15 protein-coding genes are annotated in these 12,506 nt (G+C 29.3%); 8 read left to right on the top strand and 7 right to left on the bottom strand.

Features of this window, described 5'->3' with window-relative positions; translation table 11 throughout:
* Nucleotides 1-31 precede the first annotated feature (31 nt).
* Genes cdaA through ABY863_RS01620 form a run of 4 tightly spaced genes read right to left on the bottom strand, consistent with a single transcriptional unit; the run spans nt 32 to nt 3,018 of the window.
* Nucleotides 32-805, bottom strand: a complete 774-nt coding sequence (gene cdaA, locus ABY863_RS01635; RefSeq protein WP_372792514.1) for a diadenylate cyclase CdaA — start codon at nt 803-805, stop codon at nt 32-34.
* A gap of 46 nt (nt 806-851) precedes the next feature.
* Nucleotides 852-1,565, bottom strand: coding sequence for a hypothetical protein (locus tag ABY863_RS01630; RefSeq protein ID WP_372792513.1), 714 nt, complete (start codon nt 1,563-1,565; stop codon nt 852-854).
* Nucleotides 1,566-1,571: 6 nt separating this feature from the next.
* On the bottom strand, nt 1,572-2,396 hold the full coding sequence (folP, locus tag ABY863_RS01625; protein WP_372792512.1) for a dihydropteroate synthase: 825 nt from the start codon (nt 2,394-2,396) through the stop codon (nt 1,572-1,574).
* 40 nt (nt 2,397-2,436) lie between these two features.
* Nucleotides 2,437-3,018 carry a TIGR00730 family Rossman fold protein gene (locus ABY863_RS01620; protein ID WP_372792511.1) on the bottom strand — a complete coding sequence of 194 codons (582 nt, stop codon included), beginning with the start codon at nt 3,016-3,018 and terminating at the stop codon, nt 2,437-2,439.
* Nucleotides 3,019-3,082: 64 nt separating this feature from the next.
* On the opposite strand from ABY863_RS01620, the gene ABY863_RS01615 reads away from it, so the two are divergent.
* The 6 genes from ABY863_RS01615 to ABY863_RS01590 all read left to right on the top strand — a co-directional run bounded on the left by ABY863_RS01615 (nt 3,083) and on the right by ABY863_RS01590 (nt 7,677).
* Nucleotides 3,083-3,625 carry a DUF1599 domain-containing protein gene (locus ABY863_RS01615; RefSeq protein WP_372792510.1) on the top strand — a complete coding sequence of 181 codons (543 nt, stop codon included), beginning with the start codon at nt 3,083-3,085 and terminating at the stop codon, nt 3,623-3,625.
* A 1-nt stretch (nt 3,626) separates the two neighbouring features.
* On the top strand, nt 3,627-4,589 hold the full coding sequence (locus ABY863_RS01610; RefSeq protein ID WP_372792509.1) for a BT_3928 family protein: 963 nt from the start codon (nt 3,627-3,629) through the stop codon (nt 4,587-4,589).
* Between the two features lie 18 nt (nt 4,590-4,607).
* Nucleotides 4,608-4,979 (top strand): fluoride efflux transporter CrcB, encoded by a 372-nt coding sequence (gene crcB, locus ABY863_RS01605; RefSeq protein WP_372792508.1) that lies wholly within the window; start codon nt 4,608-4,610, stop codon nt 4,977-4,979.
* Nucleotides 4,980-5,283: 304 nt separating this feature from the next.
* A complete protein-coding gene (locus ABY863_RS01600) occupies nt 5,284-5,622 on the top strand; it encodes a P-II family nitrogen regulator (RefSeq protein ID WP_372792507.1) in 339 nt (112 codons plus the stop codon).
* A gap of 27 nt (nt 5,623-5,649) precedes the next feature.
* Entirely contained in the window at nt 5,650-6,891 is a 1,242-nt protein-coding gene (locus ABY863_RS01595) for an ammonium transporter (protein ID WP_372792506.1), read from the top strand.
* A gap of 105 nt (nt 6,892-6,996) precedes the next feature.
* Entirely contained in the window at nt 6,997-7,677 is a 681-nt protein-coding gene (locus ABY863_RS01590; RefSeq protein ID WP_372792505.1) for a hypothetical protein, read from the top strand.
* Between the two features lie 73 nt (nt 7,678-7,750).
* Here the strand turns inward: ABY863_RS01590 and ABY863_RS01585 are convergent, their stop codons facing one another.
* On the bottom strand, nt 7,751-8,368 hold the full coding sequence (locus ABY863_RS01585; protein WP_372792504.1) for a DUF1684 domain-containing protein: 618 nt from the start codon (nt 8,366-8,368) through the stop codon (nt 7,751-7,753).
* Nucleotides 8,369-8,618: 250 nt separating this feature from the next.
* Here ABY863_RS01585 and ABY863_RS01580 point away from each other — a divergent pair, with 250 nt between their 5' ends.
* Nucleotides 8,619-9,842 (top strand): MDR family MFS transporter, encoded by a 1,224-nt coding sequence (locus tag ABY863_RS01580; RefSeq protein WP_372792503.1) that lies wholly within the window; start codon nt 8,619-8,621, stop codon nt 9,840-9,842.
* On the opposite strand, the gene ABY863_RS01575 is transcribed toward ABY863_RS01580, so the two are convergent.
* Both ABY863_RS01575 and pyrF read right to left on the bottom strand, forming a co-directional pair.
* The gene (locus tag ABY863_RS01575) at nt 9,839-10,645 is read right to left on the bottom strand and encodes an ABC transporter substrate-binding protein (RefSeq protein WP_372792502.1); all 807 of its coding nucleotides are present in this window, start codon (nt 10,643-10,645) and stop codon (nt 9,839-9,841) included. The two genes, ABY863_RS01580 and ABY863_RS01575, sit on opposite strands and share 4 nt — an antisense overlap.
* The gene (gene pyrF, locus ABY863_RS01570) at nt 10,632-11,453 is read right to left on the bottom strand and encodes an orotidine-5'-phosphate decarboxylase (protein WP_372792501.1); all 822 of its coding nucleotides are present in this window, start codon (nt 11,451-11,453) and stop codon (nt 10,632-10,634) included. The genes ABY863_RS01575 and pyrF overlap by 14 nt, the downstream gene beginning before the upstream one ends.
* Nucleotides 11,454-11,660: 207 nt before the next feature.
* On the opposite strand from pyrF, the gene tpiA reads away from it, so the two are divergent.
* A complete protein-coding gene (tpiA, locus tag ABY863_RS01565) occupies nt 11,661-12,419 on the top strand; it encodes a triose-phosphate isomerase (protein ID WP_372792500.1) in 759 nt (252 codons plus the stop codon).
* Nucleotides 12,420-12,506 lie beyond the last annotated feature (87 nt).

The following is a 12,506-nucleotide window of genomic DNA, read 5'->3' as shown; positions in this document are numbered from 1 at the left end:
ATTTTTTCGATTTTCAACCAGTTTTAAACAACTAATTTAAATCGTAGCGAATCATTTCAATTAATTCGTTATTGTTTTTAAACAAAACAAATTCACCATCTTTTATATAGGATATTTTCCCGGTTTCTTCTGATACAATTAAACAAAGAGCATCTGTTTTTTCAGTAATTCCAATTGCTGCTCTATGACGTAATCCGAAACGAGATGGTAGACTTTTATTAGATAATGGTAATATAACTCTAGTGGCAATAATAAAATTGTCTTTAACAATTATAGCGCCATCATGTAGAGGGCTATTTTTATAAAAAATACTAGTTAAAATAGGTTTGTTAATTTCTATGTTCATTTTGTCACCAGTAGACAATATAAAATCGAGGTTATTATTTCGTTCTAAAACGATAAGAACACCTGTTTTTGTGACTGCCATTTCTTCACAAGCAAAAACTATAGATTCCACATCCATATTGGTATAAATTTCGGTTTTTAAAAAGCTAAGTTGCTTTAAGAAGCTGCGTTTATTAGTAAAATTTGTAGAACCTAACATTAATAAAAATTTCCTTACTTCTGGCTGAAAAACAATGAGAATTGCAATGGCTCCTAAGCTAATTAAAGTACCTAATAAACCACTTAACATTTCCATTTGTAATGCTTGGGTTATTTTCCAAATAAGTACAACTAAAGCAATTCCAATAAAAATATTAATTGCAACCGTTCCTTTTAATAATTTATAAACATAGTAAAGTAATACCGCTACCAATACAATATCTAATATATCAAGAAAGGAGAAGTCTAAAAAGTCGAGCATTCAATTTGTTTTTGTAAAAATAAGAAAAAGATTGTAAAAACGTTGGTTATTCGCAACCGCAATCAGGAACTTTATTTTGGTCGAAAATAAATTCTATTTTATTGGTTAAGATATTTTTGTCGTCAAAATTATGAATCATTGTTTTATAAAATAAATAATCTTGATAGGTTAATTTATCATTGAAATTTAAATGAAGCATTGTTTTTTTTCCTTCGGAAGAAAAATCTATAAATTCTAAAAGTGTAGTTTTAAATTCTGATTTTTCAAGTTTAGTGTCGTTAAGCCAAACGTTATTTGAATTAAATGTTAAATTAATATGGTTGTTTTTAAAATAATGGGTGCTATTTTCCTTTATATAATATTTTGATAAAATACTATCTGTTTTATAAACAATTCCGTCAAATTCTAGAAATGACAATTTTTTTGAGATGGTATCAGAATAGCTAAAATAATTATGCATTCCTTCTTTTGAGTGAATTCCGTTTGCGTGCTTATCTTGTAAAGTGATAATTGAAGAAATGAAAGTTTTTAAAGGTAATTTTTTATCAATATTAAAAATCCAGTGCGTTGTACTTATCGTATTTTTTCTATTTACATTGGCAATAGTGTCATTATCTTTAACTTCAAAAAATATCCAAACTTCAGAATGATTGTGTATTTCCTGAATTCCTTTTTCTGCCAGCAAAGGAATTTTAACTTCCTTTTTAGAACAACTTAAAAGAATTAAGGGAAAGAATAGTAGTATAAATATTTTTTTCATGAATGCTTAATTTAATAAATTAACAATTTTTATTGCTTCAACAGCCTCTTTCACATCATGGACACGTAATATGTTAGCCCCATTAAGCAATGCAATTGTATTTGCTGATGTGGTTGCATTTATCGCTTCGTTTTGTGAGATTCCTAAAGGTTTAAATAACATCGACTTTCTGGATAAACCAGCAAGTATTGGAACTTCAAGGTTTTTAAATAAATCGAGATTCTTTAAAAGTTGATAATTTTGAGCTATGGTTTTTCCGAAACCAAAACCTACATCGGTTATAATATCGTTTACCCCCAAATCTCGTAATTCATTAATCTTTTTAGAAAAGTAATAAAGTACTTCTTTTACAACGTCTTCATAAATTGGTTTGGCTTGCATATTTTGTGGTGTTCCTTGCATATGCATTATTATATAAGGTACTTGCAGTTTGGAAATTGTAGAGAACATTTTTGCATCTAAATTTCCTGCTGAAATATCGTTCACCATACAAGCGCCATTTTGTATGCAATGTTTGGCAATTTCACTTCTAAAAGTGTCAACAGAAATTAAAAGATTTGGAAATTCAGTAATCAAAAGTTTTATAATAGGTGAAATGCGTTCTAATTCTTCTTCTTCACTTATATGCTTTGCTCCTGGACGTGATGAATAAGCGCCAACATCTATAAAAGTAGCTCCTTCACTTAGCATTTTTTCTACATGATTTACTATTGCAGTTGGATTGTTATATTTTCCTCCATCAAAAAAAGAATCAGGAGTAATATTTAAAATCCCCATTACTTTTGGCGATGATAAATCTATTAGTTTTCCATTGCAATTTATACTTTTCATATGTTGTTTTTTATCAGTAAGATATGATATTAGTGATTAATTAGCTCACTACTTTATTAATTACCTTGGTCATTATTGGAGCTTTGTAATTTAGCATTAATGTGCATAGCTCATCAACCGAATCACTAACTATCAGCATTTCTTTGTTAGATTGTTTTAAATAACCTTCAGTAACCATCACATCTAATTGTTTAATTAAATGATTGAAAAAACCGTTGGTATTTAAAATTCCAACAGGTTTACGTTCAATTCCAAGTTGACCTAAAGTTAAGGCTTCAAAAATTTCATCTAAAGTCCCAAAACCTCCAGGTAATGCAATGTAACCATCAACTAATTTACTTATTTTTACTTTACGTTTACTCATTGTTTTGGTAACAATCATTTTAGTAATTTCTGTATGTGCAACTTCTTCATGTCTCAACAATCCCGGAATTACACCTATTACTTCTCCTTTTTTTTCAAGCATTGTATCTGCTAAAACGCCCATCATTCCAATTTTTCCACCACCATAAACCATTCCTATGTTATTTTCAATAAAATGGTTTCCCAATTTTATAGCGTCATTTTTATATATTTCATTAAAACCTAGGCTTGAGCCACAAAAAACAGCAATCTTCTTCATTTTATAAATTTGATTTTTTAATTCCTTAAATTTGTTGGAAATTTACGGAAATAATTAAAGTTACATGCAACAAACTTCAAAACAATATAACGACATTATTGAAAAATGTCGCTCATTATATATTAACAAGTTAAAAGATTACGGATGTGCTTGGCGAATATTAAGATTGCCCTCATTAACAGATCAAATTTTTATCAAGGCGCAACGTATTCGTCAGTTACAACAAAATGATACTAGAAAAGTAGATGAAGGTGAAGTTTCAGAATTTATTGGGATTATCAATTATTCTGTGATGGCTTTAATTCAGCTTGAAAAAGGGGTTGTAGAACAACCAGATATAAGTACTGATGAAGCTGTTGAATTGTATGATAAACATGTAGCGATTACCAAACGGTTAATGGAAGATAAAAATCATGATTATGGTGAAGCTTGGCGGGATATGCGAGTGAGTTCTTTAACCGATTTAATTTTGCAAAAATTATTACGTGTAAAACAAATAGAAGATAACAAAGGAAAAACAATTGTCTCTGAAGGGATTGATGCAAATTATCAGGATATGATTAATTATGCGGTTTTTGCTCTAATTCATATTAACGAAACTGAATAAGATGAAACTATTAGTACATATTTCAAGATTTTTTGTAGCAATAACATTTCTTTTTTCGGGATTTGTGAAATTAATAGACCCTTTAGGTTCTGCATATAAATTTGAAGAATATTTTGGTGCTGATGTGTTAAATTTAGAATTTTTAATTCCCTATGCATTGCCATTCTCAATTCTTCTAATTTTAGCTGAAATTATGCTTGGAGTGATGCTTTTAGTTGGTTATTTACCAAAAATAACGTCATGGAGTTTATTAATAATTATTATAGTTTTTCTTTTTTTAACGTGGTATTCAGCATATTACAACAAAGTAACCGATTGTGGGTGTTTTGGAGATGCGGTTAAACTATCAAGCTGGGGAACGTTTTATAAAAATATTGTACTCGTACTTTTTATTCTTTTATTGGTTTTAAAACAGAAATTAATAAAACCATTATTTAGTTTAAATAGTGTAAAATGGGTAACCTTTTTATCACTTTTTGCTTTTCTATACATTACTTATTATGTTTTAATCCATTTGCCTATTATTGATTTTAGACCTTATGCAATTGGTAAAAATATAGCTGAAGGGATGAAATATATTGGTGAGAAAGAACCTGCAATACACGATTTTTTTTTAGAATCTGTTGAGGGAGAGGATTTAACAAATCAAATACTTACAACTGATCATGTATTGTTAGTTGTAGCTTATGATTTAAGTAAAAGCGATATTCAAGGGTTTTCAAAAATTAAAATCACTACTGATGAAGCTTTAAAGAAGGGATATGCCGTTTATATACTAACATCTTCGTTGAATGAAGAATTTGAAAGTATAAAAGAAGATTTTAAACTTAATTTTGATTTGTTGTTTTGTGATGGAACTACGTTAAAAACAATTATCAGAGCAAATCCAGGAATATTGACACTTCAAAACGGAACTGTAACTGGTAAGTGGAGTTGGGTAGATGCTGAGGCTATTAAACTTTAAAAATTATAAACTTTAAAAATGAAACATGCTTTATTAGTATTTGTTGGTGGTGGTTTTGGGAGTGTTGCAAGGTATTTTCTTGGAAAATGGTTTAATAATATTGAAAATGCCATTCCTTACGGAACTATGTTATCTAATGTGCTTGGAAGTTTATTAATTGGTATAATTTTAGGTTATTTGGGTAAGACAGGAAACATGTCTCAAAGTCAGTCCTTATTATTAGCCACTGGTTTTTGTGGTGGTTTTACTACTTTTTCAGCGTTTGCTTATGAAAACCATTTATTGATTAAAAATGGTGATTATTTTAGTTTTTTACCTTATACTTTATTGTCTTTAATTTTAGGTTTCTCTGCCGTTTTCTTAGGCTTATATATTTCAAAACTTCTTTAATTAGTAATTTCTACAATTCAATAAGTTAATATTTACATCCTTTTCAATTAATAATAATTTTATTTATGAATGTACCCTCTAAAATTTGGGGTGTATAATCATATATTCTTATTTTCAAATTATATGCCCATAAAAAATTAGGGTATAATTCTTAATAAATAATAATAATATTTAAATTACCCATAAAAAAATAGGGTATAAGTAAATAAAATAATAAAAATAACCACACTACCCATAAAAAATTTGGGGGTAATAAAATATAATTATATTTTTGACCCGAAATCAATTAAAAAATCATTTTATTATGAAGAAAATCGAAGCGATTATTCGAAAATCAAAATTTGATGAAGTAAAAGAAGCTTTACATCAAATTGAAGTCAATTTTTTTAGTTACTGGGATGTAACTGGAGTTGGAAATGAAAAACAAGGACATGTTTATAGGGGTGTTAGCTATAGTACTTCAGACATTCAGCGCAGATTTTTGTCAATCATAGTTTCTGATCCATTTTTAGATATAACTGTTGATGCTATCATAAAAACAGCCTACACAGGAATTGTAGGAGATGGAAAAATATTTGTTTCTGATATCACAGAATCTTATAGAATTAGAACAGGAGAAAAAGGGATTGATTCATTAAAATAAAAAGATACAACTACTAATTATTATATTATGGAAAGCACATTATTTACAGTAAACAATGTATGGATGATGATTTGTACGGCATTAGTTTTTTTAATGCATTTAGGATTCTCATTGTTAGAAATAGGATTAACAAGACAAAAAAATACAATAAATATTTTATTTAAAAACGTATTTATTATTTCAATTGGAATGGTATTATATGCATTGGTAGGATTTAATCTAATGTATCCGGGGACGTTTATTGCAGGAATTATACCTGATTATTTTATTGATTTATTTGGACTTACAGTTCCTGAAAATGGATTGACAGCTGCATACGCTAATGGAGGTTATACCTACTGGACAGACTTTTTATTTCAAGGAATGTTTGCCGCTACGGCAGCAACGATAGTTTCTGGAGCTGTTGCTGAAAGAATAAAACTAGGGTCATTTATGATTTTTACAATTATTTATGTTGGTATAGTTTATCCAATTACAGGTTCATGGAAATGGGGAACAGGTTGGTTAGATGAACTTGGTTTTTATGATTTTGCAGGATCAACTTTAGTGCATTCAGTTGGTGGATGGGCAGCATTGATTGCAGTTTGGTTATTGGGAGCAAGAATTGGAAAATTCAAAAAAGATGGTTCAATAGGTGTAATACCTGGTCATAATATGCCATTTGCCACAGCGGGTGTATTTATTTTGTGGTTAGGTTGGTTTGGTTTTAATGGCGGATCTGTACTTTCTGCTGATCCGGCAAAAACATCATTGGTTTTAGTTACCACTTGTTTAGCTGCTGCTTCTGGAGGATTGTCTGCTTTTTTAGTGTCTTTATTTAAATACAAACAATATGATTTGTCTATGTTTTTAAATGGAATTCTTGGTGGTTTAGTTGGGATTACTGCCGGTGCTGATATAATGAGCGTAACAGATTCTATTTTAATTGGATTTATTGCAGGTGCATTAATTGTTACGGGTGTAGCGTTAGTGGATAAATTAAAGTTAGATGACCCAGTTGGTGCAATTGCTGTACATTTAATTTGTGGTATTTGGGGAACTTTAGCTGTTGGAATTTTTGGCGAATTGGCAGGTTGGACACAATTAGGTTACCAAGCAATTGGGGTTGTTTCAATAGGAGCTTTCTGTTTAACTACTTCTTATGTAATTATTAAAACTTTAAAAGTTACAGTGGGTATTAGAGTTTCTGTAGAGGAAGAACAAGAAGGCTTAGACATTCATGAACACGGAATGGATGCTTATCCAGATTTTGCTTTAAACGAGCATTAATAAGCAATAATTTAAATTTATTATTAAGAATATAATTAAGTGAAACATCACTTAATAGGGTACATAATGCCTAAAAAATAAAATAAAAATATTAAAGCAAAGAGTATGAAAACAATTAAAAAAGCAATATTGGTATTGATAACAATTTTATTAGTAAGTACAATAAATGCACAAGAAGAAACGAAAGCTTCATTAGATATTGGAGTAGATTTCGCAAGTAGGTATGTATGGAGAGGTTTAGAATTTTCTGATTCGCCTGCTGTTCAACCTTATGTTGAGCTTACCTCAGGAAATTTCACATTAGGAGCTTGGGCTTCTTATGAAACTGGCGGACAAGTGGTTGGGCAAGAATTCGATTTGTATGCAAGTTATTCTTTCGGTCCAGTTTCATTAGGATTTACGGATTATGCATTTCCAGTAGATGGTGTATCAGACGGTTATTTTCAAATGAAAAACCATATTGGTGAAACAACTTTAACTTTTGATGGGGTTGAAAAATTTCCTTTAACAGCTATGATTGGTGTTAACATTTACAATGATGATCAAAATTCTATTTATACAGAAATAAGATATCCTTTTAAAGTAGGAGAAACAGAATTAAGCGCTTTTGTTGGGGCAGGTAATGAAATTTATTCACTTGATGGTGATTTTGCAGTTACTAATTTTGGTGTTTCCGCATCAAAAGATATTAAAATGACAGATTCATTTAGTTTAGGTGTTTCTGCATCGGCAATATTCAATCCAGATACTGAAGATGCATATTTAGTATTTCTAATATCATTATAGAAAACTTAAAATAAGTATTGATTAATTAAGTTTGAGTTTAAGTCCATTCAGAAAATTTCTGAATGGACTTTTTTTAATGATGCTTACCGTAAGCTTTTACACCTGCTAAAATTTCAATAGGAATTGTATTTTCTGAAGGTGGAATAGGACAAGAAAATCTACCATTATAAGCACAATATGGGTTGTAAGCTTTGTTAAAATCTATAACTATTGTTTTGCTATCTTTTGAAGGAAGTTTTAAATCTATAAATCTACCGCCTCCATAACTTGTTGTGCCATTTGTTTTATCGTTAAATGGTAAAAAAAGATAATCTTCATATTCTGCATTCATCATTAAATCTTGACTTTGATAAAGGCTTAATTCAATTTCTTTTCCATGAAGAGAAAAACGTGCAATTCCATATTTTCTATATAAAGGAAGTCTTTCTGTAGTAGTAGGCATTTCAAAAACAGGCGTATTTGGAGTTAATTCAAAAGTAGCTTCAACTTTATAATTTTTATCAATTTTAAAAAACTCTAAAGCTTTAAAAGTTTTTAAATCTTCAGCAGTTAAAGGTGATTCTTCAGCATCAGCATATTGTAAGTTTAATTCATATTGAACTAATTTAATTTCATCTTCGTAAGAAGTTTTATTAGTTGTACAAGAAATTGAAATTGTAACTATTAGAAAAGCAAAAAACAAATTTTTCATTAGGGTATATTTTGAAGGTTAAAAATACTAAATATTATTCGTTTGATAAAAAAACATTGTTAATTGAATAAATTTTGTAGATTTGACAAATAAAGTAGATAATTCTATGAATAATTGTAAACGATATAATACCGTAATAAAGTGGTTTTTAAAAAACTACCGGGATGTATATATGTTATAATTATTTAATAATAAATAGTTTAAATTCATATTTAACCCGGCTAAAAGCCGGGTTTTTTAATTTTATAGTATGGTGAAAAAGGTGGTAAATAGTTACCAAGATTCATTTAGAGGTCTATCAAAAGAAGTTTGGTGGTTGGCTTTAATTACATTTATAAATAGAGCTGGTACCATGGTATTGCCTTTCTTGTCATTGTATTTAACCGAAGATTTAAATTTAACATTAAGTCAAGTAGGTTGGATTATGACAAGTTTTGGTGTAGGGTCATTGTTAGGTTCATGGCTAGGAGGAAAGCTGACTGATAAAATTGGTTTTTATCAAGTAATGTTTTGGAGTTTGTTAATTACAGGGTTTCTATTTATAGGTTTGCAGTATGTATCTACATTTTATGGCTTTGCAATTGGTATATTTTTAACTATGACGGTTGCAGATACTTTTAGACCAGCAATGTTTGTTTCTTTAAAAGCCTACAGTAAGCCTGAAAACCAAACAAGATCTTTAACGTTAATTCGTTTGGCAATAAACTTAGGTTTTTCGTTTGGCCCTTTTTTAGGTGGAATAATTATTACAAGTATAAGTTATTCAGGTCTTTTTTGGGTTGACGGAATTACTTGTATTACAGCTATTATATTAATGAAAATTGTATTGAAGGAAAAGAAATTTCATACTAAAAAGATAGAAGACTCAATAGAAAGCATTGTAAAATCCATTTATAAAGATAAAGCATATTGGATCTTTTTAGGAGTGGTTTTTTTAATGGGCTTTGTATTTTTGCAATTATTTACAACAATGCCGCTGTATTATAAAGCGGTTCATAAATTAACCGAAGTAGAAATTGGATTGCTAATGGCATTAAACGGATTTATAATTTTTCTGTTTGAAATGCCTATAATTCATTATATAGAAAAAAAATTATTTAACAAACTAAAGATTATAACTTGGAGCTTGCTTTTATTTGCATTAAGTTTTTTAATATTAAATACTTCTAGTTGGATAGGGATTTTAATAATAAGTATGTTATTTATAACTTTTGGTGAAATGTTGGCTTTTCCGTTTACAAACAATTTTGCTATGAGTAGAGCTCCTTCTGGTAAAGAAGGACGCTATTTAGCTTTATATTCTATGGCTTTTTCAACAGCGCATATTTTTAGTGCAAAAACAGGAATGGAAGTTATTGATAGGTTTGGTTTTGAGGCTAATTGGTATTTAATGACAGGTTTAGGTTTGTTGGCTGTTGTTCTAATGTTATGGCTACGGCGGACTTTAACTGAGCAGAATGAAGTTTTAAATTAAAAATGACTTTCTAATTTTTTGTGTAATTCTTTAAAATAATCAAATGCTAAAAGCATTCTAGATCCTGGCCAACTAAACATTTCGCCATCGCCAAAAACTGTAATAGAACGGTTTGTGAAAGAAGCTATTTCCATTGCGTGTTCATCTTTAAAAGGAAAAGGTTCTGATGATAGTATTACAACATCAGGATCTCCTTCATGTCTGATTTTGTTAATTTCAACTTTTGGATAACGACTCATAGTGTCATAAATGTTTTCAAACTTATTTAATTTGAGCATTTCATTAATATAGGTGTCATTTCCAACAACCATCCAAGGTTTTGCCCAAATAAAATAAGCAACCTTTCTGGTTGGTTTGTTTTTAATAAATTGTTTAAAATCAGCTAGTTTGAACTCTATTTTGTGTGCTAAATTATCACTTTCGGTTCTTCTATTAAAGATGGAGCCTAAGTGTAAAATAAGATCTATGGAATCATTTAAATTGTTAACATCTGAAAAATAAGTAGGTGCTATTTTTTCAAGTTCAGGAAGCATATCGTATGTATTTTCTTCCTTATTGCATAAAATAAAATCGGGTTCTAATGCTTTAATTTTTTCAAAATCTACTTTTTTTGTGCCTCCAACAATGGTTTTTGTAGATTTTAAATGATAAGGATGAATACAAAATTTAGTGATTCCAACTAATTCGTTTTCTAAAGCAAAATCACACAATAATTCAGTTTGTGATGGTACTAATGAAACAATCCTTTTTGGCGTATTTTTCAGCGTAATTTCTCTTCCTAATTGATCTTTAATTATTTTCATTTAATATTTGTTCCATTTCTTGTTGTAACTTCAATGCTTCTTTTTGTGCTTCTTTTGCAAAATTTTCATCATTTCCAGCATAAATAATACCTCTTGAAGAATTTATTAATAAGCCGCAATCTTTATTCAATCCGTATTTACACACTTCTTGTAAATTTCCTCCTTGAGCACCAACACCAGGAACCAATAAAAAATGATTTGGAACTATTTTTCTAACTTCTGAAAAATATTCAGCTTTTGTTGCACCAATTACAAACATTAAGTTTTCTGAATTCTTCCAAGTCAAAGCAGTTTTTAAAACTTCTTTATAAATTTCTTGTTTTTCAGTTTTTAATCCTTGGAAATCCAATCCGCCTTTATTAGAAGTTAAAGCTAAAAGAATGGTTATTTTATTTTTAAAAGCCAAAAATGGTTCAACGGAATCGCTTCCCATATAGGGTGCAACCGTAACGGAATCAAAATTTAAATCTTCAAAAAATGCTTTTGCATACATTGTTGAAGTATTTCCGATATCTCCACGTTTTGCATCAGCAATTGTGAAAATTTCAGGATAATTAACGTTTAAATAATTAATAGTTTTTTCTAAAGCTTGCCAGCCTTTAATACCATATGCTTCATAAAAAGCAGTATTCGGTTTATAGGCAACAGCTAAATGGTGCGTTGCGTCAATTATTTGCTTATTAAACTCGAAAATAGGATCTTGTTCAGCTAATAAATGTGTTGGAATTTTGGTTAAATCTACATCTAACCCAATGCATAAAAATGATTTTTTTTCTTGAATCTGGGTAATTAGCTCTTGTATGTTCATAGGCTTAAGTAAAGGATGAAGCAAAAGTAGTAATTTTAATACTTTAAGTTATATTTGTTTACTAAATAATGCAATCAATATTTTTTGAATTCGTTTTTTTATAAATCGAAAACGATTGCGCAATCATACTATTATTAGGATTATTTGTAAGCATTAAATTGTAAATTTGTAATATTAATTTGAACGATAAAAGTAAAATATAATACCATGAGAAAACAAATAGTAGCAGGAAACTGGAAAATGAATAACGATTTGGAGGCCTCTAAATCATTGGTTAAAAAGATTGTCAAAGGTCTTAAAAAAGAAAAACTTAAAAACACAAGAGTTATTGTTGCTCCTACATTTGTAAGTTTAGCAAAAGTTGCCAATAAAGCTAAAGGAACCAAAGTTGAAGTAGCGGCTCAAAATATGCATTTTGAAAAAAGTGGAGCTTTTACAGGTGAAGTTTCTGCAGAAATGTTAAAATCTGTAGGTGTTAAAATTGTTATTTTAGGGCATTCTGAAAGACGTGAATATTTTGGTGAAACCGATGCTATGTTAGCGAAAAAAGTTGATGCAGCTTTGGCAAATAATATGGAAATCATTTTTTGTTTTGGAGAAGTTTTAGAAGAAAGAAAAGCCAATAAACATTTTGATGTTGTTGAAAGCCAAATTAGAAATGGCTTATTTCATTTAGAAGCATCAGCTTGGGATTCTATTATTTTGGCATATGAACCAGTTTGGGCAATTGGAACAGGAGAAACTGCATCTCCAGAACAAGCTCAGGAAATGCACGCTTTTATTAGAAAAATTGTTGCTGATGAATTTAATGATGATATAGCTGAGAACGTTTCTATTTTATATGGAGGAAGTGTAAACCCAGGTAATGCTAAAGAAATTTTCTCAAAAGAAGATGTTGATGGTGGATTAATTGGTGGTGCGGCTTTAAATGCTGAGAACTTTATTACATTGGCAAAATCATTTTAAGTAGATTTTAAAAAATAATTTAAAATATAGATACGGTTTTCTTTCATTATGAAAGGAAACCGTATTTTTGCATTTTGTAATAAATTA

This window comes from Lutibacter sp., from assembly GCF_041562875.1.
GTDB lineage: Bacteria > Bacteroidota > Bacteroidia > Flavobacteriales > Flavobacteriaceae > Lutibacter.
Note: the sequence above shows the minus strand (reverse complement) of the source record. Positions and strands in the feature narration are given on the sequence as shown.

What these genes read in the sequence shown, in the direction of transcription:
- ABY863_RS01620 (WP_372792511.1), bottom strand. Translation starts at nt 3,018, where the DNA reads ATGAAGAAGATTGCTGTTTTTTGTGGCTCAAGCCTAGGTTTTAATGAA.
- ABY863_RS01595 (WP_372792506.1), top strand. Translation starts at nt 5,650, where the DNA reads ATGGAAAGCACATTATTTACAGTAAACAATGTATGGATGATGATTTGT.
- folP (WP_372792512.1), bottom strand. Translation starts at nt 2,396, where the DNA reads ATGAAAAGTATAAATTGCAATGGAAAACTAATAGATTTATCATCGCCA.
- ABY863_RS01630 (WP_372792513.1), bottom strand. Translation starts at nt 1,565, where the DNA reads ATGAAAAAAATATTTATACTACTATTCTTTCCCTTAATTCTTTTAAGT.
- crcB (WP_372792508.1), top strand. Translation starts at nt 4,608, where the DNA reads ATGAAACATGCTTTATTAGTATTTGTTGGTGGTGGTTTTGGGAGTGTT.
- pyrF (WP_372792501.1), bottom strand. Translation starts at nt 11,453, where the DNA reads ATGAACATACAAGAGCTAATTACCCAGATTCAAGAAAAAAAATCATTT.
- tpiA (WP_372792500.1), top strand. Translation starts at nt 11,661, where the DNA reads ATGAGAAAACAAATAGTAGCAGGAAACTGGAAAATGAATAACGATTTG.
- ABY863_RS01575 (WP_372792502.1), bottom strand. Translation starts at nt 10,645, where the DNA reads ATGAAAATAATTAAAGATCAATTAGGAAGAGAAATTACGCTGAAAAAT.
- ABY863_RS01585 (WP_372792504.1), bottom strand. Translation starts at nt 8,368, where the DNA reads ATGAAAAATTTGTTTTTTGCTTTTCTAATAGTTACAATTTCAATTTCT.
- ABY863_RS01610 (WP_372792509.1), top strand. Translation starts at nt 3,627, where the DNA reads ATGAAACTATTAGTACATATTTCAAGATTTTTTGTAGCAATAACATTT.
- cdaA (WP_372792514.1), bottom strand. Translation starts at nt 805, where the DNA reads ATGCTCGACTTTTTAGACTTCTCCTTTCTTGATATATTAGATATTGTA.
- ABY863_RS01615 (WP_372792510.1), top strand. Translation starts at nt 3,083, where the DNA reads ATGCAACAAACTTCAAAACAATATAACGACATTATTGAAAAATGTCGC.
- ABY863_RS01590 (WP_372792505.1), top strand. Translation starts at nt 6,997, where the DNA reads ATGAAAACAATTAAAAAAGCAATATTGGTATTGATAACAATTTTATTA.
- ABY863_RS01580 (WP_372792503.1), top strand. Translation starts at nt 8,619, where the DNA reads ATGGTGAAAAAGGTGGTAAATAGTTACCAAGATTCATTTAGAGGTCTA.
- ABY863_RS01600 (WP_372792507.1), top strand. Translation starts at nt 5,284, where the DNA reads ATGAAGAAAATCGAAGCGATTATTCGAAAATCAAAATTTGATGAAGTA.